The sequence below is a fragment of the Thalassovita sp. ABM4_323 genome (assembly GCF_056158665.1).
The window spans coordinates 45,303-66,332 of the sequence record NZ_JBSWTS010000004.1 but is presented as its reverse complement, the minus strand read 5'-3'; the positions used below and the strand labels follow the sequence as shown (position 1 = coordinate 66,332).

The following is a 21,030-nucleotide window of genomic DNA, read 5'->3' as shown; positions in this document are numbered from 1 at the left end:
TCACGTGTCTTGGAGGATAAGGAAATGAGCAAGCGAACGATGACGCTCAATCTCACAGATGCGGAGATGGGCGTTTTGGAAGGCCTTTGCGCCAAAAAGGATCTCAGCAAGATCGGCGTGATAAGGCAGGCCCTGCGTCTGTATCAGATGGTCGATGTCCGGCTCGAGCGCGGCGACAAGCTGTTCTTCGAAGACGACAAGACCAAGGATAAGTCGGAAGTCATGATGCTATGACCGCCTACCAGGTCCATTTGTTCGATGCCGCCGCTGGTGCGATGGTCGAGGCCGATCTGCATGACGAGATTGCCGAGAAACAGCTGATCGACTGGCAGTTCCAGTGGCGTCCGGCCGTCCAGGCCTACATGAAGCGTCTGGTGGACAACGGTATCGGTCCCGCCGACACCGCTTGGCCCCAAAGTTGGCACTGGGACTGGCGCGGCAAGATGAATGAGGTTCGTGGGCTGCTCGGCCATACTGGGTATAGTGTCGTCTGCCGCGATGTGACCCAAGGCATGATGCGGCTAGATCTCGCCTCCCGCCGTGCTCGCTTGGACTCTCAGGCCGGACAGGATCTGGTCTATGTCGACTATCTCGAAGTCGCGCCCTGGAACTGGCGCGAACCTTATGCCGACGCGCCGATTTATCGACTGGTCGGCCCTGTGCTGATGCACGCCGCCATTACCCGCAGTGTCGACGAAGGCTTCAAAGGCCGCGTCGGCCTGCATTCCCTGCCGCAAGCAATCCCGTTCTATGAGCGCTGCGGCTTCACTAACCTCGGCACCCGGCCCGACGAGTATGAGGGCAAGTTGCCGTATTTCGAGTCCACACCGGGCGCCGCCGAGGCATACCTAAAAGGAGAGCTAAAATGACTTACGGTATCTCCGCAGAATGGTCCAAAAAAATGCTCGCATTCGACGAGCATGTTACCCCTGGAGCTGGAGCTCTTGCCACGCGCCCACATGTTGACCCTGATGCGGTATCTCTGCGTGTTGAAGAAACCCGACTGGTATTCGGCCACTTTATCAATGTCGCGCGCAGACAGCGGCGCCTGACAATCGAAAAGCTCGCCGACGACGCGGACATCGAGGTCGGCGAGCTGCTGAGTATCGAACAGGACCCTCATTACGAACCCGATCTCCGGACCGTATGGGGGTTGTCGAACGCGCTTGATCTGCCGCAGCCAAAGCTGATGGAACTGGCTGGCCTTGCGGTCCCAAAAGAAGGCCATTGGCTGGAAGAAGTCACACGATACGCCGCCAGGTCCGCTCCGATCAAGGATGTGACACCAGACGAACAAGCCTTTCATGACGCTGTTGTTGCAGCGCTGACGATGAAAGCGACGTAACAGAGCGAGACGGGTCCCATGGCCAAAAACTACATTCTTCGCCGGCGGACTCAGGAACGTATCGACGAACGCGTTGAGCGGCTGCTGAACAGACTGGGCAATCCAGAGCCGCCGCTCAAACTTGAGCATGTCCGGGATGCACTCGACCTTGATCGGGCATACTTCCAAAAAGACGATCCATCGCTGATGGACGATGTCATCAGCATGTTGCGCGTCGCCGGGAAGCAGGTCTTGCGGCGACCAACTCTCTTCATAGATGCCGTCAAGAAATTCGATCTGCGCGCCTTCTACCTTCCGGATGAGAAACGGATCCTAATGGACAAGGATCTGCACAAGCTGAAATTCCGTTGGATTGAAGCACATGAAGTAGGTCACAGCCTCTTGCCCTGGCACGAAGGGGCCATGCTCGGCGACGACAAGCAAACGCTCCGGCCCAACTGCCATGAACAGATGGAAGCCGAGGCGAACTTCGCTGCTGCGCGTCTTCTATTCTTGCGCGATAGGTTCGCCATCGAAGCACGGGACTATGCGCCAAGTTTGGAGGCGGTGAAGGCACTCCAGCCCCGCTTTGACAACACACTCACCACGACGTTCTGGCGTTGTGTCGAAATCTGGGGCGCCTCGACGCCTATCATCGGTCTGGTCACCGGACACCCGCATCCAATCAAACGCGAAGCGGACTTCGACCCTAAAGAACCCTGTTCACACTTTGTGCAGTCGCCTGCGTTTGCAAGCGGCTTCAAAGGTTGCGATGAGATTGACGTCTTCAATATGGTTGTGGATTATTGTTCGGCGGCCAGGGGTGGTCGACTGGGGGGTGCCGATATCGTACTCCATGATGACAACGGCGATCCACATGTCTTCACCTTTGAAACCGTGAAATGGGGATATGCGCTAACCCTCGGCGTTTACCGAGGTCCGCACCGATCAGTGATCGCAATCTAGCATATTCTAAGAGCCGTCTGACAATGCCTGCCAAGCTCTCTGAAATGCTTGCGCTTCAAGGGTTGGCGCTGCTTGTCAATGACGGCCAATTGCTGCTGCGAGATCATGCTTCATAGTAATTGTCCTCATCAAAAGGGCATTCACCCCGAAGCATGACCGCTCCGCGTTTCACCGAATTTTCTTCGGTGCCGAACACCTCCACAGAGTGCCGGCACCGGGTACAAGTGATGATGAGACCCGGAACCGCGCCATAGTCACCATCCAGTTCCTCTTCTGAGACATCGATTTTCACTCGCATGTGCCAACCCTATTGCGATTCACGCCGGGAGAATGGGATCACCGACCCTCCTGCAGGTGCACCTGTCTCACGCGAAGCGTCCGTCTTGAGAGCCAATGACACCACGTCGCCTGTTTTCTTGCTGAACCAACCAGACGGAAGGCCGACGAGGTTCTCAATATCGCCTGGATGCATCGTGAACTCGACCGAAAGCAGGTCGTCCTTACTGCGGGTGCCGGAATCCACGATCAGGCAAAGAGCGTCATGCAACATACGTGGCTTTGGAACAGCCCACTCCTTGTCCATCGGCTCTTGTCGGTTCCAGCCTTTGGCGGAATAGGTCTTATAGAACTGCGTGGCATGATCCTGCGGGATGATTTCTAGATCCACCAACCGCTTGATCTGGGCCTTCACAGAAACGCGCCAACGTTCTTTCAGGGACAGCAACCCTGCAAGGGAGTAGTTCGGGACCTCCGGCACATAAGTCGTCTGCGGCATAAGAAACGCGCTTGCGAAACGGAATGCCTGGCGCTCGATCTCTGGAAGATCATCGCGCAATGCTTTTGCGCTGACATTCCGGTGCAGCACTGCATGACCCAGTTCATGAGCGGCGTCCATCTGACGACGGGGGAGATTCATCTTGTCTGATGCGAGCAAGATGTGAGGACGGTCCTCGGACTTGGACCAGCTGCAGACGCCGTCGAGTTTGGACGTTCCCATTTCGATGGAGCCGACGACACAGCCGATCTTTTCAAGGACCGCTACGACATTTGTGCAAGGGCCTTCGCCCAATTGCCAGTGGGACCGCAGTTCGCCGGCGATGTCCTCGATGTCTTCGTCCCGAAGCTGACTGTAGCTGGAGCCACCCAGAACGTCTGGAATGTCGAGTTCGGGGAAATCAACATAATGCTGCAAGACGTGGCTGATCTCATGTAGCCAGCTCACCTGAGAAGTTTGATACTCGCGGTCGCGCTTCAGCGTGCTGACCAGTTTTCGATAGAACATCGGTCGCGGGCTATCGAAGACCGGACGGAGAAAAAACTCTCGCCGGACCCGCAGGGCCTTCGCCAATTCTGCCAGAGCATCAGCTTCCGGCGCCTGTTTGCCGGTTTCCCAACGGGAAACCGAACTAGGGCTGACTCCCAGCATCAAGGCCAACTCTTTCATGCTTTGAACGCGCCGGGCGGCGCGCGCCTCAACGAGACGTTCCGGCACGAAGCCGGGTGTTCCCACTCGCATTTTTCCCTCCTCTGGTGCCGGTGGCACCCTTTACGCTTTGCCATCCTGTTCGTCATCCACAGATGGAGCCTCGGGGGGAACAAAAAGCTTCATCGTGCGCTTCAGGCGGACAGCACCGCTGGCAGGCAATGCGGGAGGAGTTGAAAACGGCGAGCTGGGTTCCGACACATCCCCGTCATCCGCGAGGTACTGGTCGATCCGTTCGTAGAAAAGGTATTGCTCATAATCGGAGTCAATGAGCCCGATGGCCAACTCCTTAATCTTGCCGGCTTGTTCAGGGTCGCGAGCGAAGAGAAACAAAATGCAGATGTCCCCGATCTGAGGGGCAGTACCATCAAAATCGAAGTGAGGAGACAGCTTGTAGTTCAGTGTCACACCGGCCTTCCGCGACTTGTTCTTGACCGGAAGCTTGCTGGGTTCCGGCATTGCCGCGAGGCCAAGGATGAAGCCTTGCCCTTCATGCTCGAAACGCATGAACGGTTGGAAAACCTTGAAGTCCGAACCGGGGATAATGCCGCCGTCGAGCAGTGCGCCGCCATGAAGTTCACAGACCTCCTGAAACCCCTTTTCCATCATGTGGAAACGCGACATTCCCTCAAGGCGCCGTGCACGACGTGTATCCAGACCAGAGTGATCCTAAATCATTCGATGAGCTTTAAGGGCTTCTCCGCGCAGGCGGTCCTCAAGATCAATGATCAGGCCGCGATAGATCGCGACCGGGAAACGGGTTTTGACAAAATCCCCCATGACTGCTCCAATTCTTTGGGGTTGCGTTTTGCGGGAAATGTGGCTCAAAAATTGCGTTAAGTCAATTGCGAGCAGCCGGCTTTGTTCATCTTATCGTCCTGGACATCCCGAGCTAGTGCCTCGCTTTGACCAAGTGCCGACCGGTCCAAGGCTGGCCGAGTGGCCTAGGACTGGATCCTCTCGAGGTTCATCCTGAAGACGAGGCCGGCGATAGGTTATTGTTTCACATGCCACTGCCGCATCTCCCTCGGCTGTTCCCCTACCTTCCTTCGTGGCCACCGCACTTCTCCCTTTGTCTGAGTTGCATGACATGCTGGTCGCAGCTGTCGTCCCGTCCACAAAGGTTGTCGCCGATCCTTTTCCCCTGTCCCTGCGGGCCATTCCGCGCGGAACAAAAAGACCGGCGCCTGCCCCTCTCCGCTGCGCTTCGCCTTCGGTGTGGCCGGGCCTTGGCCAGCTGCAAGGTGACCATCATTGCAACGCAAACAAGGAGAAGAGCAATGACCACGAACTGCATCAAATTCACCAGCGCCGACATCGAAACCGCCAAGGGCGTCGGCTCCATCTCGACCCTGACCTTCGACCTCGACATCACGGTCGAACCTGTCGCAAGCGCGAACCCGATGGCCCCGACGCATCGCGTCCTCGGTCGCTCCCCGCGCGGCAAGCTGGTCGAGTGCGGCGGCATCTGGAAGAAGCAGAACAAAGAGACCGGCGCGGACTACTACACGCTGACCATCCGCGACCACTGCTTCAACGCCAACCTCGGCAAGGCCGCGAACCAGGACGATCTGTCCCTGCAGGCCGTCATCCCCTGGGGTCCCAAAGACGCCGCCTAAGCCACGGGCCAGACCGCTCCGGCGGTCTGGCTCTTTCTCGTTCCGGGGGAACTTGTCCTCGACTGGTGCACTATTGGTGTCCGAAGGATGCGGTATATTTCGGACGCGGACGCCGACGCGGATAGTCAGACTGGATAGTCAGACCGGATAGGTCGCCGACGCGGCTTCGATCTTTCTGTTCAGTGACAGCGCGGATCGCAGGAACCCCAGGCGGAACCGAATGTCAGCATAGAAAACTGGGAGCCTACTGTGCGAGGTAAGCGCACCCCTTCTCTCAGTCGAGCAACCCGTGCCTGGGTCGTCTTGGCGAAGCTCCCTGGGGCGGCGAACTCGCCCTGCGCCGCAGGCAACGAAATCGCAAATCATCGTCATGCATCCCGGGGCAACGTCTCACGTGAGGATCACCGCCGCGCGCCTTTCCGTCGACCTGTTGGCCTTTCAGATCGCTAGCCCGGGGTCGAGCGGTCTGCAACGCCGGGGGCAGGTTTCTGGACGGCTGACGCCTTGAGCGCTGCCGAGGCATCGCTCACAACAAACCTGCCCCCGGCGTGCTCCATTTCATTCCGCCCCGTGCCGGGTGCAGCCCGCTCTCATGCCCCCGGTCTTTTCCACGATCCGTCCAACGACGATCAACGGAAAGGATCACACCATGACACTCGAACAATCCATCGACCTCGCCGAACTGCAAGCCGACATGGCCTTCGAGGACTACCTCGCCGCCTTCGACGAAGACGCCCATCCCGAGACCCTCGACAGCCTCGAGACCGAGGCGCTGATCGCCCGCAGCCGCTACGACGACCTGCGTTCTCTGGGACTGGGTCACTGACCCAGATACCCCTGCGGGTCTTCGGATCCGCAGGGGTCTGACGTCGACTCTCAGAAGCATCGTGACGCTCGCAGACGGTGCGACCCGCGCCATCCAGCGCGGGCCATTTTCGTGTTCCTGGCGCCCGATCCGTGACCGGCTCGAGCGTTTGGTTTGCCTGTCGTCGTGTGCGTCATGAACACAAGTTTCGGAAGCTTTTTCGACCTGGTTGTCCTGCATCGATGAGGGCGGGACCCGTACCATGTCGCGCCGCGCCGCGGGGTCTTGATGGCGTCTATTTCCAGCAAAAAGACACACTATGCAAAACGTAATATTGCGCAATGTGATGTATTGAAGTATAAGCGAAGGGGAGAAGGATGACGTTGGCAGGATATGGCCAATGTTTGCACATTTTGTCCGAGGGGTCTGACCCGTGCCGAGGCCAGCGAAAAACCTGAAGCTAGAAGAGCGCATCGAAGTGGCGCGGCGCTTCACGGCGGGCGAGAGCGCGAAGGAGCTGGCGGCGGCGTTCGGTATCTCTCCGCGCCACGTGAACCGGCTCGCGAAAGAGGAGGCGGGGGAGGGCATCGCGGTGCGCGACCCGAGCGAAACGGTCGCCTTCCGGGCCAGTCAGTCTGAGCTTGCTGTGTTCGATGCCGAGTGGTGCGAACGGGGTTTTGCCAACCGATCCCAGGCGCTCAATGCGGTGCTGCGCGGGCGGTGCGGTTTCCTCGATGTGCCCCGTGATCTGGTCTCGGAATTCTGCGCCGCATGGCGTCAGGCGAAGGACGTGAGCGACGCAGGATTGGTGCTCGCCAAGGCGGTGCATCGCGGTCGGCTGGAGGTTTCGGAGGCGGACCGCGCGGTGCTGATCGAACTCCTTGATCTGGCGCAGTCCATGAGCCGTGAGATGGGCCGGATGAAGGATGCGGCGCAGGCGCTGCGTGCTCAGGAGTGGCCGAAAAAGGAAGAAGGGCAGGGGACAGAGAGCGCGGTTCTGGAGGACGGCTCGCGCACGATCGAACGCGGATTGAGGCTCATCAGGAATGGCTGATCCGCTCGCCCTTTACGTCTCGGTCATGGGGCGGCTCTGGGAGGATGAGCGCATCCGGGGCCAGGCCGCGGCGCGGATCGACGCGCGGCTGGCGGGGCGTCGGCAGGGTCGCAGTTTCGCACGCGTCGGATCCCTGTCGGCGCGTAACGCGCTGAAGGCGGCCTCGGGTCAGAGCCGCGCGGCGGTCTTCAAACGGATCCGGGCAGGGGGCTGCAAGACGCGGGTGTCCCTCGGGGCGCAGATCTCCTACATCAACGACAAGGCGGTCTACACCTATTCGACGATGACCAATGCGCTGACCGACGCGGCGGTGCTTTCTGAAGAGCAGAAAGAGGACATCATCGAGGATTGGGCCGGCACCTGGCGCGGCTCGACCAAGCTCGGGTTCACCTCGCACATGCTGCTGTCGTTCCCGACCGACGTAACGGTCGATCAGGTGCGCGACATCGCCATGGACTGGACGGATCATTTCTTCGAGAGCGGCGAATACGGCGATCAATGGGACTATGTTCTCGCGGTCCATGATGACCGGGCGCACAAGCATGCGCACATCATCCTGAACAATCGCGGCCTCGAAAACGGCACCTGGTTCTCCTGCTGGGCTGAGGGTGTGATGTCGCCGCAGCTCATGCGCGAGAAGCAGGCCGAGATCGCTGAAGGCTATGGCGTCATGCTCGACGCCACCACACGGCTCGAGCGCGGTATTTTTGAGAAGCCCGCCGGGATCGAGGAGATCTACCGCGCCAAGGAAGAGGCTCGCCTGCCGCGCGAGATCGTCATGACCGCCAAGGAATCCGCCATCGCGCAGGCGCAGGTGGTGGGCTTCGCCAAGGACTACAAGAACCTCGCCGACCTGCTGGACCGGATGGACCAGCGCCACATGGCGCGCGCCGTGCGCGTCATGGCGGACGGGCTCGGTTCCGGCACGCCGTGGAACTTCACCGAAAGGACGATAGATATGAAGGACATCAAGACCGTCGGTGATGCGATCGACTATTCCGAGCGCACGATCGAGGCGCTGAGGCTCAAGGCCGAGGAACTGGACCCGGCCGAACGCGCCGCCTTCGAGGCCAAGGCCGCACCAATCATCGCGGACCTTTCGCAGATGGTTCCAGACCCAGAGCTACGGGCGCGGTTTGGCAAGCAGCTCGAGGAACCGTATCCGCCGGGGGCGGGCAGCGAGGTGCTGATCGCCGCGCTGCGGTCCGGCAATGACGAGGGCTTGCGCGATGTGCTCGAGCGCGCCGAAGAGGTGGGCATGGACACCGAGGAGCTGGTGGCCCGGATCGCGGCGGGCGGAACGCGGAACTACGGCATGGCACAGGACTGGGTCGAGCGCGACATGAACGCGGTGCTGGCGAAGGACGGCCTGAGCGTCGAGACCGCGAGTGACGACCAACTCGACGCCGCGCTCGAAAAAGTCGATGGCGTGATGGACGCGCTGATGGAACGGGCGAAGGAGATGGGTGTCGAGATCGGTCGGACTCTCGCGGACGAGGAAGAGGCGACACTGCCCCTCATCGATGAGGACGACCGGACGCCCAATTCCTACCTGCAGGACCTCGCCGACATGCTGCGGGACGGCAAGCTCACCGAGGAACAGGAAGAGACCGTCGAGCGGACCCTGCAGTCCGAGCTCTTCAAGGAGTTGGGCGAGGAGGGCTTGGCCGAGCTTCGTCGCGGCAACTACGAGGTTCTGGATGCGGTCCTGCCGAGCAAGCTCGACCAGATCACGGTCACGCAGGAATTCCTTGAGATGACCTTCGAGGAGACAGGCGACCAGATCTTCACCGACCGCGCCGCCGGGTTGCAGCAGGACAAGGCGACCGAGGTGGCGCGGCTGCGCGGCCAGCAGGAAGAGCTGGGGCGCGACCTTGGCCGCGACCGCGGTCTCGATGACGAGATGGAATTCTGAAGGGGATGACCACCATGACCAAGACACTCCCCCTCTGGGCCGCGCTTCTTTTCGGTGTGATCTGCGGCGCCGTAATCGGCACCATCGTTGCCGCCTTCTACCTGACCCTGGCCCTGAAAACCGGGTTTCAGAGTTTCGACATGCTTGCGCTCTGGAAGGCCAGCACCGGCACCCGCGCCGCACATCCGGATGCCTTCAAGGTAGGGTTTGGCGCTGTCGGCTTCGGAGCCATTGGCCTCGGCGCGCTCGCGCTGGCTTGGACCTGGAAGAAAGAGCGCGACGACTACGGATCGGCCCATTGGCAGACCAAGGCGGAGCTGAAGAAGAACGACATGCTGCAGGCCCCCGGTAAGGGCTTCGTCTGCGGCAAGCTTGGTGCCCCGGCCTCGAAGGCTGAGTTCATCTCCTCGACGACCATCCCGCATGTGATGATGGTGGCCCCGACCCGCGCGGGTAAGGGTGTGGGTTTCGTGATCCCGAACCTTCTGAGCTTTGCTGGCTCGGTCGTGGTGCTCGACGTGAAGGGCGAGAACTTCGAGAAGACCGCGCGGCTCCGGGCACTGAACGGAGACGAGGTCTATCGGTTCAGCCCGTTTGATTGGGCCAATGCTACGCACCGCTACAATCCGCTGGCGCGGATCGCCAAGGCCCGGACGTTCGCGCAGCGCTTCACCGAGGTCTCGATCCTGGCCGACCTCTTCCTCGACAAGGACAACAAGACGCTCGACACCTTCTCCGAGGCGGGCAAGTCGATCTTTGTCGCGGCCTGCCTGCTGGCGATCCAGCGCGGCACGCCGAACCTTGGGGAAGTCAACAAGATCGTCGCCGGGGGCGAGTACAAGAACGCGCAGTACAAGACTTATGCCGACGAGGCCGAGGAAGACATCCTGCGCGAGCTCTGGATCAACGCCGCTTCTGCCTCGTCGCGACTGTTGACCTCGAACATCCAGGCGCTGATGACCGCCGGTCTCAAGCAATGGGACAACCCGGCGGTGCGCTCGGCCACCGAGGCGAGCGACTTTGATTTCTCAACCTTCCGCAAGACCCCGCAGTCGCTCTACATCGCCGTGTCCGAGGATCACATCGCAACCCTCGCCCCGCTCCTGCGCCTGATGTTTGCCGACCTCATCGCCTCGATCCGCCTGAACGAGCCGGGCCCGGACGAGCCCTGGCCCGTTATGATGATGATCGACGAATTCCAGCAGATGGGGGCGATGCCGTATCTCGAACGCGCTATCCATTCGCTGGCGAGCTATGGCGGCCGCGTCGCGATGATCGCGCAGTCGCTTGCCTCGCTTGATCGCATCTACGGGCCCGAGGGCCGCGAAAGTCTCGAGAACGGGGCAGGGCTGAAGCTCTACATCACCCCGCGTGACCAGCGCACGGTGAAGGAGGTTTCCGCCGCGGTCGGCAGCACCACCCGCGAGGCGGTCACCCGGATGTATGGCCGCGACAAGGGTTTCCTCGGCGCAACCTCGACCTCGGCGCGTCTGGAAGAACGGCCGCTGCTTTCCGAGACCGAAGCGCGCCTGATGGACCCCGACGAGGTCATCATCCTCGCCTCGCCCCAGCACCCTATCAAGGCGAGCCGGATCAAGTATTACGACGATCCCTTCTTCAAGCAGATGCTGGCCCGCCAGGAGGGCAAGCCCTTCCCCTATCCACCGAGTGTGCAGGGCGTGGGACCTTGGGGTAGCGTGGATGGTGACGCAGCCCTCGCAGACGAACAGGCGAAACCAGCCGAACGCGCGCCTGTCCGGGATCGCTCGCAGCGTCGCGAAGCGCGCGCGATGAGCGTGATGGCGATGGAGGCTGGGCGCGGGCAACCAGAGCCAGAGACGTTGGAACGGGAAACAGCGGTGCCGAAGGAATGGGAGGCAGCGGTCGATCGGCAAGAGGATTTTATTGAGGAGTTGTTGGGTGGATGACCGAAGCTATCGTGCAAGCGGCTTTGGTTGATCTTCTGTGTTGCGTGAAGCGGATGACTCATTGCAGCCTCCGGTAGCGGCAAGGCCATAGTAAAGCGTACCTGCTAATGACTTCTCCACAGCCGCTGTCTGGCAGAGTTGCTCAACAAACAAAAAGTCTTTCACCCGGTTAAGCAGTCCGAAGCTCACATATCGCGCAAGAGCAAAACAGGAGTTGACAAGTAGAGCTTGGAAATGCGGGCCGTTGAGTTCACCAACAGCGAGGTGGGCGAAGTGTCTATGCTACTTGCATTGCCCACCCAAATCCTTCCCGACCAGGAGATCGGCAATGGTACTGCCGACGGCGTTTATGACACCGGCATGTGCCACGATGCCATCGCTGCTAAGAGAGCCGCCACAGTCTTGTTATCTCGCAGGAGCATCGCGCCCTGGAAGCCGGACACCCCTCGGGCTGGCGCGTTCAACGAATGCCCTCCGCACATCAAGGCGTTTAGGGCGCACGACTTGGACACGAATAAGCGGTTACCAACGCAGAAACCGGGAAGAGATTAAAATGCAATGTGTGACAAAGCTAGGCCAGTAGCTGACTGTACTGGATTTGGATCGCAAGGTCACAGAGTTCAGAATGTTTGTTGCTGTCATGTACGCCTGCGATGCGCTCGGTCTACGTGTCGTTGAATTCGTTGGATATGCCGGTTCAGGGAAGAGGAGCCTCAGCCATCATCCGACTTTAAGCAACCGCACACCTCAAAAAAACATGATCAGTATTCATCAAGCAAGCACGTTAGGCCACACCAACATGCTGCAGACTATTCAGCGGGAAACAGAAGTTTTGCAATAGTATTGTCCAAAAGCTGTGTCTGCACGTTATCAGTTAGTTTGCCATTGGACTGAAAAATGCTGCCTGCTGTGCCCAGGCGAATATTCTGAGAAATAACATTTGCGCCGAGAGTGAGAAACAGCTGTTGAAGAGCGGGATGGCCGCGAACAGACCCCACACCGCGTGAAGAAGCACCGCATATCGCGACTGGCTTGTTGTTAAATGCCGTGCCGCCTAGGCCATCTTCCAGAACAAGCCAAGAAATCAGGTTGCGAAGCACAGACGAATAAGCACCGGTATACTCATCCGAACCGATAATAAAGCCATCTTGTATTCGCAGTAAGTCGCGGAACTTTATGACTTGATGCGGCATCTCGGGCCGTGAGGCATTCGCACCATCAATATTCGGCGCATCAAAATCCATAAGATTAACAAATGTCATTTCAACTTTGCCCGGTTGATGCGATTGACTCAGATCAGCCACGGCCTGCACCAACTTGGAATTGATTGAATCCTTTCGACTGCTCCCTGAAAAGGCCAGTAATTTCATCATATCACATCTCCAACATTCTTAAGCCCGCAACCTAGTGGGGGGCAAGATCGACAATTTTGGACCCAACCAGACTTGTTCATTTACCGAACAAGAATTGAATCGCCTCAACGCTCCCAAGTTGTCCGGTCCACCGTCCATGACATCCTTGCGTCTCTAGAGGTACTTGACACCGAAACGTGCTCATGTAAAGAACAATGTACGATATTCGATCAACGTTCGGTAAGCGAACATATTTGCATGAGGAGATGCGCTGATGGTAGACCCTGAAGAAGTATCGGCTAAACAGCCGACATGGCCCGCTAAAGATGGAGCAACGCGTGTTCCGTATTGGGTTTTTCAGCGCCAAGATGTTCTGGAAGCAGAAAATAAGAAGATTTTTCAGGGCCCTGTTTGGAATTTCCTGTGCCTTGAGGCCGAGCTCGTAGAGGCAGGAGATTTTGTTGCCGTCTTTGCTGGTGAGACTCCTGTCATTGTGACGCGTGACAAAGATGGCCAAATCTACGCATTCGAAAATCGTTGCGCGCATCGTGGTTCATTGTTGGCTCTAGAGGATAGAGGGAACGTTAAAGACTTCACGTGCGTGTATCACGCTTGGACGCACAGCCTTCAGGGGGATCTGATTGGAGTTGCCTTCAAAGATGGCATCAAGGGCTGTGGCGGTATCGCAAGTGACTTTAAAATGGAAAATCAAGGCCCACGCAAAATGCGGGTATCAGTGCTACATGGGCTTGTTTTCGGAAGCTTCGATGAAGATGTGGATGATATCGAAGATTACCTGGGAGAAGCGGTTCTTGAGCGCATTGAGCGCGTTTTGGGAGGGCGGAAACCCGTTGTCCTTGGCAAATTCACACAAATTCTCCCCAACAACTGGAAGCTCTACGTAGAGAATACAAAGGATAGTTATCACGCCAGTATTCTCCACACCTTTTTTACGACTTTTGAATTGAATCGCCTGTCGCAAAAAGGCGGGATCATCGTGAATGAAACCGGTGGATGTCATGTGAGTTATTCTTGCGTCGACCATGGTGGTTCTTTGGACGAAGTTCAAAAAAATGCATATAAAGACGAAAATATCAGATCCGATTCCGATCTGAGTTTGACTGATATGACGCTTTTGGAAAGCTTCAAGGAATACGACGACGATATTACGCTCCAGATTCTGTCTGTTTTTCCAAATTTCGTTTTGCAGCAAATCCAAAATTCAGTTGCTGTTCGTACCGTATTGCCCAAAGGCACAGACAGCATGCATTTGAAGTGGACCTATATCGGGTTCGAAGACGATACTCCAGATCAGCGGAAGGCCCGTCTCAAACTTTCCAACCTAATCGGACCGGGGGGGTATGTCTCCATGGAGGACGGCTGCATTGGTAATTTCGTTCAGCGCGGAACAAAAGGGGCCGCAGAAGAAAGTGCCGTACTTGCGATGGGTGGTTACTCAATCGAAACGAGTGAAGATCGAATTACTGAGGCCGCAATTCGTGGTTTCTGGACCGAGTACCGTGGGAGAATGGGCCTATGAGCAGCATGAAAAAACGAGCTGAATTGACCAATCTTATCGGCATGGCTCAAGCCCAATATGCGTATACGATCGACGATGGTGACTTCTATGACTGGCCAAATTTTTTCGCCGATGATTGCTTTTATCAGATCACATCTGCGGACAATTTTGCGCAAGGCCTTCAGGCTGGCTTGATGTGGCTAGATAGCAAGGCAATGCTTCACGACCGAATTCTGTCGTTATTGGAGGCCAACGTCTACGAACGTCACTCCTACAGGCACATTCTCGGGCAACCGAATATTTCGAGCATAGATGGTGACGAGGTGGAATCAGAAACATCGTTTATGGTTGCACGGATTACCCGCGAAGGTCCGACTGACCTTTTCGCCACGGGCCGATATGTCGACCGTTACAAAGTATCCGAAAACGACGCAAAAATCATGAAGCGTATTGTTGTTCTCGATAGCAGCTATATTGATACGCTACTTGGGTTTCCGCTGTGAGATTGTCCGACACTAGGTCTGTGCTGCTAACCATCGGCGATCCCAATGGTATTGGACCTGAAATTGCGACGAAAGCTGCAGCCAGCTTGTACCAGGATCCTGTTTGTCGCCCAGTATTGCTGGGCGATGAATACATAATTTCTCCTTTAGCAGATTCTTTGGGATTCGGTGTTCAAACCAACCGATCTAAGTGGGGAAGCGATGAAAAAACGATTGATCTTCATCCAATCGAAGCGATGCCTACAGCGGAGTTCATACCAGGAAAGGTAAGCGCCGCTGCAGGGCGAGCTACAGTTGCCTATGTCGAAGCTGCATTAACATTGTTGTCCGATGGCTTTGGACGAGGAATTGTTGGATGCCCCCATTCGGAAACAGCTGTCAATTTATCGGGGCGAAAGTTCTCGGGGTACCCGAGCCTGTTGGCAGATCTATTGAAAACCGGCCCTGACAGCATCTTTCTGATGCTGGTTGGAGGAGGTCTGCGTATTGTTCATGCCACATTACATGAGGGCATAAGCGGCGCACTGAATCGGATAGATCCAGAACTAGTAGTAAAGGCGGTCGTCGCCGCCGATGCAGCACTACGCGAATTGGGAGTGGACAAGCCGAAAATTGGATTGTTTGGCATCAATCCTCATGCAGGAGAAAATGGACTTTTTGGGGATGAAGATGATCGTATCATTGTCCCCGCAATACAGAAATTGCGTGAACAAGGCATTGATGCACATGGTCCCGAAGGTGCCGATACTATGTTGGCAAGAGATGGATATGATGCATTCGTCGCAATGTATCACGATCAGGGGCATATTCCAGTCAAGCTGCTAGCCGGTAGAAAGTCTACCGCTCTATCAATTGGAGCTAACACCCTGTTTTCAAGCGTAGGACATGGCGCGGCTTTCGACATCGCGGGCAAGAACTGTGCCGATCCTGAAGCAGTCATCAGGGCTGTAAAACTCGTTGGAGGTGCAACATGACCCACAAAATTTCCGTTTTTGGTCAGGATATCAGTTTTGAGTGTGGAGAGAGTGAAACCGTATTAGACGCTGCCGAACGTGCCGGCTTCGCGATCCCTTATTCTTGCCGAAAAGGCGTCTGTTCCTCATGCGAAGGTGGTATTGCATCCGGCGAGGCTGCCGTTCGTGGGCAAGGTGCATGCGTCGGGCCCGCCGAAGGTGTGTTTCTGTGCCAGGCCAGACCTCGTTCTGATCTTGAAATCGCCCCGAAAAGTATCAAGAAAGTTGAACCCGTTTCTCGCAAGACATTCGAGGCCAAAGTTCGAAAAATTGAGCAGCCCGCTTCTGACGTGTCAGTCATTAGTTTGAGGTTCCCAATCGGCAACCGATCCATCTTTCAGGCCGGTCAGTACCTAAATGTGCTAATGCCCGACGGTGATAGCAGAAACTATTCGATGGCCAATCCGCCTCATCAGAACGATGGTGTTGAATTGCACATTCGCCACGTTCCCGGCGGGAAGTTTTCTCAAACGGTTCTTGCCAACCTTGAAAAGGGATCGATCCTATCAGTTGAGCTTCCATTTGGAAATTTCACACTAAATGAAAACACAGAAGCTCCCGCAATTCTGATCGCAACAGGAACGGGATTTGCTCCCATCAAGTCAATCGTCGAACACCAGATCAGAGAGGGTGGATCGCGTCCATTGCATCTGTATTGGGGAGCAAATACCGAAGCCGATATCTACCTGCGTTCGCTTCCTGAAATGTGGGCAGAGAAGCATGATTGGTTTACGTTTACGCCCGTTCTTTCTGATCCTCCGGACGCATGGAATGGTCGTACCGGTTTCGTACATAAGGCAGTTCAATCGGACTATCCGGATATGTCGAATTTAGAGGTTTATGCTTGCGGTGCCCCGATGATGATTGATGCGGCAAGCAAAGATTTCTGCGCGGAGTCCAAGCTCGATAGAACAGCTTTCTACAGCGATGCATTTGTGCCGTCGGGCGAACCAACGGACGAACTACCTGCATAGGCAGCAACAGCGGAACAAGTGTCACAACTGATAAATTCCTCAAGGCCAAATTCCAAGGGAGGAGTAAGCCATGAAATTTCAACAGCAATTTGAGAGCAGATCTCACTCATATCCAGTACCAGTTGAAGGAGTGCCTTCGTTCTGTCTGACGTCAGCACCAATGGGACAGTTTAGGGTGATTTGATAAGAGAGGGTTTCTGGCACATCGTAACCACCAAGGAGTGGAGATGAGACAGAAACCCGGAACACGCAAAAGCCACGGCGAGAAGGTTGTTAAGGACATCCGCCGTGCCACACGCAAACAGTATTCTGCCGAAGAGAAGATCAGGATCGTGCTGGATGGCCTGAAGGGCGAGGATAGCATTGCTGAGCTGTGCCGCCGCGAGGGTATAGCCCAGAGCCTGTATTATAGCTGGTCGAAGGAATTCCTTGAAGCTGGGAAGAAGCGCTTGGCTGGGGATACAGCACGTGCGGCAACGTCGAACGAGGTAAAGGACCTGCGTCGGGAATCCCGCGATTTGAAAGAGGTCGTGGCCGAACAGGCGCTGGAGTTGCGGCTGCTCAAAAAAAGCATGATCGCGGATGGGGACGACGACGAATGAGGTATCCTGCATCTGAGAAGCTGGAGATCATCCGGCTGGTCGAGCGGTCGCACCTGCCAACCAAGCGCACGCTGGACAAACTGGGCATCCCCAGGACCACGTTCTACCGCTGGTATGATCGCTATCAGACTAGCGGCCCTGAGGCTCTGGAGGATCGCAGCCCCAAGCCGTCACGGGTCTGGAACCGCATTCCAGAGCCGGTTCGTGAGACGATCAAAGAACTGGCCCTGAAGGAAAGCGATCTGTCGCCACGCGAGCTGGCCGTGCGCTTCACAGATACGGAAAAGTATTTTGTATCAGAAGCTTCCGTCTATCGCATCCTCAAGTCCTACGACCTGATCACCAGCCCGGCTTACGTGGTTCTGTCTGCCGCTGACGAGTTCCACGACAAGACGACACGACCGAACCAGCTCTGGCAAACCGACTTCACCTATCTGAAGGTCATCGGCTGGGGCTGGTTCTATCTCTCAACCATCCTCGACGATTACAGCCGTTACATTATTGCTTGGAAGCTCTGCACGACGATGAAAACAGGCGACGTGACCGACACGCTGGACCTCGCTTTGCAGGCTTCTGGCTGCGATCAGGCGACCGTTCTGCACAAGCCGCGGCTGCTATCGGACAATGGCGCCAGTTACATCTCCGGTGAACTGGCTGACTGGCTGGAAGATCAGCAGATGGACCACGTGCGCGGCGCTCCATATCACCCGCAAACTCAGGGTAAGATCGAGCGATGGCATCAAACCTTGAAGAACCGCATCCTGCTGGAAAACTATTACCTACCAGGTGATCTCCGCCAGCAGATCGACGCGTTCGTCGAGCACTACAACCACTGGCGCTACCACGAAAGCCTGCAGAACCTTACGCCCGCCGATGTCTACTTCGGGCGCGGACAAGCCATTCTGAAAAAACGAGAAAGGATCAAACAGAAGACCATCGAAACGCGACGCTTGCTTCACCGCAAATCGGCCGCATAGTCAAACCAACCAGATGAGCCAGATCCTCTCTTAGATCAGGCCGCCCTCTGACCCAAAATCTCTGACGACGGACACTCTAAATCAACAATTAATTTCTTGGAAGGGGCGAAATTCCTTGATTGAGGTATTCAATTATTTTGGTTTTTTGAGTGTCTCAAGTGCGCAATGAGGTCTTCTTGTTGTGAGTCGGAGTCCCGTATGAGGTCGACTTAATTGCAAGAAACTTCGATCAAGTAACAATTTTCCGTTCTTAAAAAAGAGATTCTCTCGAGATTTGAATGGTTTCGGCACTTCAACATTAATAATTCGCCCACCACCTCCTCCCTGTGGGCGAATTTCGGGCGGTACCGATGTTGTCGGTGCCGCCCTTTTCCGAAAGAGCGATTGAACAGTAAAGAATGTGTACGAGACAGCTCAACCCGTGACTTGGATATCTGCAGGCATCCCATTCCGGCGATCTCGCGCCGCTCTAAGATTTCTACTCTACACCTCTGAATGTAACGTATTTCGCGTGGTGATATTTCGTGCAACGTGTCCGTTTCACGGGCATGAACTTGCGGGACCGTGTTGCACTGAACATTCAAGACTTGAGACGCGCCCGCGGCCTCAGCCAGGAGGAGCTTGCTCATCGGGCCAATGTGAGTCGCGGCCATATGGGCAAGGTCGAGAACGCCAAGTTCGCGGCCTCCCTCGACCTTCTCGAACGCATCGCCCGGGCGCTCAATGTCGACCCCGAAGTACTCTTCGCGAAGCGCTAGTCCGTTTCCTTAGGCTTTGATCCAGTCCCCCAACGCGAGGGACATAACTGCAAGAACGGTACGAGTGGCGCGGGTACATGGCGAAGAGAAAGACAGGCTGGCCTTTCCAGGAAGGGTTTCTGAACGACGGGGAGCAGGAGATCCACCTGTTCACCGATTACCGTTGGAATGATGGCTCGGTGAGCCGCCACTGGCATGTCGATCCGGAACGCTTTGATGCTTGTCTGGCCGAGCTACGCCCAATTTCCCTGAAGCCCAGTGATAGCTCAGATCAGTAAGAAAACCACTCCGAGTGGCCCATGTTGCTCTCGTAGTCGCCGTACTCGACCATGATGCTGCGGGAATAGAAGTGCCAAAGACCGCCACCGCTTGGGTAGGCGATCTCCTGACCGCTTTCCGAGATGAATGTCGCGGGCCAGGGCGTGTGGGAACCGTAGACCCGCTGGATGTAGCGGCAGGTCCGGTTTTCGCGATCGCAGGAACGGATCGACCAGTCCCACTGACGCGGCTCGTCGCGCGGCTCGTAGGAGCGTCCGGTGAACCAGATCACATGGGTCCGGTTCAGCCATTCGTATTCCGGCAGATTGGTATCTAGCTCACCCTCGCCGCCGGGCCCGCCCAACTCGACCGGCACATGGGCAAAGGTGCAGACCCCGAAGGGCGGAAGGCTCGGCCAGGGCGTGATACGGCGGATCATGGTGCGATAGGCGCGAGCACAAACGGCGCTCGGGGGGAAACCACCCGCCATACAAAGCATGATGGCGCAATCGATGTCATAGGCCTGCGCCTTCTCAGGGGCTCCGAACACCGCCATCGCCCCCATCACAGCTGCCATCGCCTGTCGCTTCATGTCGCTCTCCCGCAAAAGTTGAGCAGACTATCGCTCAATATGTAATTTTATGCAATATGGCGTATTGACTCCATATGACTTTATGGCCTTAGTGTCGTGAAGTAGAAGGGCTCTCGTGGGGAGAGTCCGAACATGCCGATAGCGCGCAACCAGATCCTGATCACCATCGATGGTGTCAAAGACTTGTCCGAGAAGGGCATCGCGTACCGCTGCCGGTATGAACTCGTGGGGTTCACGGACGATGGCAAGCCGCGCTACCAGTGCATCTACCTGCGCGAGGGCGAGCCGGAAGCCATTCTGGTCTCGACCCGGATCACCCCGCACGGGCCAGAGCCGCGGTATTTCAACATATGGCCGGGGCTCTTCAAACATCATCTCGAGTTCGGTGACGGGCGCGATCTGCGCTTTGGTCCTGAGTACAGCATCACCCTCGAGGAGCGCGGCTGACGTCATCGCCTTCGGCCGCGACGGGACAGCCCGGACATCCGGCTGGACCTTTCATGGCGAGCGGCCTGTATGGGCGGGGTTGGATGATCGCTCTGAAGCCGAAGTCATTCTGGCCTCATTGGACACCGCGCCGCTGTCCGGTCGCGACGACATCCTCTTCCTGATCCGGACGACTGCTGACCGCCACCAAGGGAACCGTGCCCTGCGCCAGGTTGGTCTGGGTGCCGACGACTGGCAGGTCCTGTTCCACGCCCTGGTCGAAGCTGAAAGCAGCTACAATCCGACTGCCGTGAGCCCCAAGGGTGCCTATGGTCTTGGCCAGCTGATGCCGGACACGGCACGTGCCCTCGGAGTCGATCCGCGCGATCCCTCGCAGAACCTCGACGGCGCGGCGCGCTATCTGCTCGCGCAGCTCGCCACGTTCAAAGACATCGACCTGGCGCTGGCAGCTTACAATTCCGGACCGCACCGGGTGGTCGAATATTCCGGTGTCCCGCCTTTCACCGAGACCCGCGACTACATCGCGCGCATCCACCGGATCCGGTCCCAACTCGCGGGTACACCTGTTTCCGCGCCGAACATCCGCGTCGCTGCCCGGGTGCCTGCGCGCGCTCCGGTCCTCATCGATCTTCAGTAAAATAAGGGAACTTCGCATGCTCAGACATCGCCTCAGCCGCCTCTTGCCTGCCGCCACAACCCTGGCGGCTTTCGCAACGCCCGCTCTCGCGCAGGACTTGTCGCCTATCCAGACCATGCTGGAAACCGTCGAGGCCGCGCTGACGGGTCCGATCGGGATCGCGGTCGCCACGCTCGCGGTCATCGGCACCGGCTTCATGTGCATGATGGGGCGGCTGAACTGGGGCTGGTTCGCCTCGGTCATCATCGGGATCGTGCTGATCTTCTCGGCCGGCACCATCGTCGACGGCTTCTCCTGAGGTTGG

24 protein-coding genes are annotated in these 21,030 nt (G+C 57.1%); 19 read left to right on the top strand and 5 right to left on the bottom strand.

The annotated features are described in order from the left end of the window. Positions 1-24: 24 nt before the first annotated feature. From ACXADQ_RS01655 to ACXADQ_RS01640, 4 genes are read left to right on the top strand one after another with little or no spacing between them, the layout of a single operon-like run. The gene (locus ACXADQ_RS01655; RefSeq protein WP_009574260.1) at positions 25-234 is read left to right on the top strand and encodes a hypothetical protein; all 210 of its coding nucleotides are present in this window, start codon (positions 25-27) and stop codon (positions 232-234) included. Further along, positions 231-869 carry a GNAT family protein gene (locus ACXADQ_RS01650; protein ID WP_009574259.1) on the top strand — a complete coding sequence of 213 codons (639 nt, stop codon included), beginning with the start codon at positions 231-233 and terminating at the stop codon, positions 867-869. The genes ACXADQ_RS01655 and ACXADQ_RS01650 overlap by 4 nt, the downstream gene beginning before the upstream one ends. Beyond that, on the top strand, positions 866-1,345 hold the full coding sequence (locus ACXADQ_RS01645; RefSeq protein ID WP_009574258.1) for a helix-turn-helix domain-containing protein: 480 nt from the start codon (positions 866-868) through the stop codon (positions 1,343-1,345). Before ACXADQ_RS01650 ends, ACXADQ_RS01645 begins: the two co-directional genes overlap by 4 nt. 18 nt (positions 1,346-1,363) lie before the next feature. Then, the gene (locus tag ACXADQ_RS01640) at positions 1,364-2,290 is read left to right on the top strand and encodes an ImmA/IrrE family metallo-endopeptidase (RefSeq protein WP_009574257.1); all 927 of its coding nucleotides are present in this window, start codon (positions 1,364-1,366) and stop codon (positions 2,288-2,290) included. A 103-nt stretch (positions 2,291-2,393) separates the two neighbouring features. Here the strand turns inward: ACXADQ_RS01640 and ACXADQ_RS01635 are convergent, their stop codons facing one another. Genes ACXADQ_RS01635 through ACXADQ_RS01625 form a run of 3 tightly spaced genes read right to left on the bottom strand, consistent with a single transcriptional unit; the run spans position 2,394 to position 4,397 of the window. After that, the gene (locus ACXADQ_RS01635) at positions 2,394-2,588 is read right to left on the bottom strand and encodes a hypothetical protein (RefSeq protein ID WP_009574256.1); all 195 of its coding nucleotides are present in this window, start codon (positions 2,586-2,588) and stop codon (positions 2,394-2,396) included. A 9-nt stretch (positions 2,589-2,597) separates the two neighbouring features. Then, complete coding sequence (locus tag ACXADQ_RS01630) at positions 2,598-3,806, bottom strand: XRE family transcriptional regulator (protein WP_009574255.1); 1,209 nt, start codon at positions 3,804-3,806, stop codon at positions 2,598-2,600. Positions 3,807-3,836: 30 nt separating this feature from the next. Beyond that, entirely contained in the window at positions 3,837-4,397 is a 561-nt protein-coding gene (locus ACXADQ_RS01625) for a hypothetical protein (RefSeq protein WP_475314416.1), read from the bottom strand. 656 nt (positions 4,398-5,053) lie between these two features. Here ACXADQ_RS01625 and ACXADQ_RS01620 point away from each other — a divergent pair. From ACXADQ_RS01620 to ACXADQ_RS01600, 5 genes are all read left to right on the top strand, one after another. After that, the gene (locus tag ACXADQ_RS01620) at positions 5,054-5,392 is read left to right on the top strand and encodes a DUF736 domain-containing protein (protein ID WP_475314296.1); all 339 of its coding nucleotides are present in this window, start codon (positions 5,054-5,056) and stop codon (positions 5,390-5,392) included. Between the two features lie 649 nt (positions 5,393-6,041). Further along, on the top strand, positions 6,042-6,218 hold the full coding sequence (locus ACXADQ_RS01615) for a hypothetical protein (RefSeq protein ID WP_232616948.1): 177 nt from the start codon (positions 6,042-6,044) through the stop codon (positions 6,216-6,218). A gap of 412 nt (positions 6,219-6,630) precedes the next feature. Beyond that, the gene (locus tag ACXADQ_RS01610) at positions 6,631-7,251 is read left to right on the top strand and encodes a helix-turn-helix domain-containing protein (protein WP_040403070.1); all 621 of its coding nucleotides are present in this window, start codon (positions 6,631-6,633) and stop codon (positions 7,249-7,251) included. Continuing rightward, the gene (locus ACXADQ_RS01605) at positions 7,244-9,166 is read left to right on the top strand and encodes a relaxase/mobilization nuclease domain-containing protein (protein WP_009574083.1); all 1,923 of its coding nucleotides are present in this window, start codon (positions 7,244-7,246) and stop codon (positions 9,164-9,166) included. Before ACXADQ_RS01610 ends, ACXADQ_RS01605 begins: the two co-directional genes overlap by 8 nt. Positions 9,167-9,180: 14 nt before the next feature. Further along, positions 9,181-11,094: a type IV secretory system conjugative DNA transfer family protein gene (locus ACXADQ_RS01600; protein WP_009574084.1), complete on the top strand. Its 1,914-nt coding sequence runs from the start codon at positions 9,181-9,183 to the stop codon at positions 11,092-11,094. 809 nt (positions 11,095-11,903) lie between these two features. Here the strand turns inward: ACXADQ_RS01600 and ACXADQ_RS01595 are convergent. Beyond that, complete coding sequence (locus ACXADQ_RS01595) at positions 11,904-12,467, bottom strand: NADPH-dependent FMN reductase (RefSeq protein ID WP_009574086.1); 564 nt, start codon at positions 12,465-12,467, stop codon at positions 11,904-11,906. A gap of 253 nt (positions 12,468-12,720) precedes the next feature. Between ACXADQ_RS01595 and ACXADQ_RS01590 the strand changes: the two genes are divergently transcribed. From ACXADQ_RS01590 to ACXADQ_RS01560, 7 genes are all read left to right on the top strand, one after another. Beyond that, positions 12,721-13,986 (top strand): aromatic ring-hydroxylating oxygenase subunit alpha, encoded by a 1,266-nt coding sequence (locus ACXADQ_RS01590; protein WP_009574087.1) that lies wholly within the window; start codon positions 12,721-12,723, stop codon positions 13,984-13,986. After that, complete coding sequence (locus tag ACXADQ_RS01585) at positions 13,983-14,468, top strand: aromatic-ring-hydroxylating dioxygenase subunit beta (protein ID WP_108887770.1); 486 nt, start codon at positions 13,983-13,985, stop codon at positions 14,466-14,468. The genes ACXADQ_RS01590 and ACXADQ_RS01585 overlap by 4 nt, the downstream gene beginning before the upstream one ends. A 20-nt stretch (positions 14,469-14,488) precedes the next feature. After that, a complete protein-coding gene (locus ACXADQ_RS01580; protein WP_475314393.1) occupies positions 14,489-15,442 on the top strand; it encodes a PdxA family dehydrogenase in 954 nt (317 codons plus the stop codon). Beyond that, complete coding sequence (locus ACXADQ_RS01575; RefSeq protein ID WP_272490862.1) at positions 15,439-16,455, top strand: 2Fe-2S iron-sulfur cluster-binding protein; 1,017 nt, start codon at positions 15,439-15,441, stop codon at positions 16,453-16,455. The genes ACXADQ_RS01580 and ACXADQ_RS01575 overlap by 4 nt, the downstream gene beginning before the upstream one ends. A gap of 227 nt (positions 16,456-16,682) precedes the next feature. Further along, positions 16,683-18,034 (top strand): IS3 family transposase gene (locus ACXADQ_RS01570; protein ID WP_475314385.1). Its coding sequence is split into 2 segments (ribosomal slippage): positions 16,683-17,019 and positions 17,019-18,034, totalling 1,353 coding nucleotides; the frame shifts between segments, so codons are not numbered across the junction. Positions 18,035-18,558: 524 nt separating this feature from the next. Further along, a complete protein-coding gene (locus tag ACXADQ_RS01565) occupies positions 18,559-18,792 on the top strand; it encodes a helix-turn-helix domain-containing protein (RefSeq protein WP_245897989.1) in 234 nt (77 codons plus the stop codon). Positions 18,793-18,869: 77 nt separating this feature from the next. After that, complete coding sequence (locus ACXADQ_RS01560; protein ID WP_009574102.1) at positions 18,870-19,070, top strand: hypothetical protein; 201 nt, start codon at positions 18,870-18,872, stop codon at positions 19,068-19,070. Here ACXADQ_RS01560 and ACXADQ_RS01555 read toward each other — a convergent pair. Next, entirely contained in the window at positions 19,064-19,642 is a 579-nt protein-coding gene (locus tag ACXADQ_RS01555) for a hypothetical protein (protein ID WP_009574103.1), read from the bottom strand. The two genes, ACXADQ_RS01560 and ACXADQ_RS01555, sit on opposite strands and share 7 nt — an antisense overlap. Before the next feature lie 132 nt (positions 19,643-19,774). On the opposite strand from ACXADQ_RS01555, the gene ACXADQ_RS01550 reads away from it, so the two are divergent. The 3 genes from ACXADQ_RS01550 (at position 19,775) to ACXADQ_RS01540 (ending at position 21,024) form a co-directional block, all read left to right on the top strand. Further along, positions 19,775-20,089, top strand: coding sequence for a hypothetical protein (locus ACXADQ_RS01550; protein ID WP_009574104.1), 315 nt, complete (start codon positions 19,775-19,777; stop codon positions 20,087-20,089). A gap of 79 nt (positions 20,090-20,168) precedes the next feature. Then, positions 20,169-20,726: a lytic transglycosylase domain-containing protein gene (locus ACXADQ_RS01545; protein ID WP_475314369.1), complete on the top strand. Its 558-nt coding sequence runs from the start codon at positions 20,169-20,171 to the stop codon at positions 20,724-20,726. A 16-nt stretch (positions 20,727-20,742) separates the two neighbouring features. Further along, positions 20,743-21,024 carry a TrbC/VirB2 family protein gene (locus tag ACXADQ_RS01540; RefSeq protein WP_009574106.1) on the top strand — a complete coding sequence of 94 codons (282 nt, stop codon included), beginning with the start codon at positions 20,743-20,745 and terminating at the stop codon, positions 21,022-21,024. Positions 21,025-21,030: the final 6 nt, after the last annotated feature.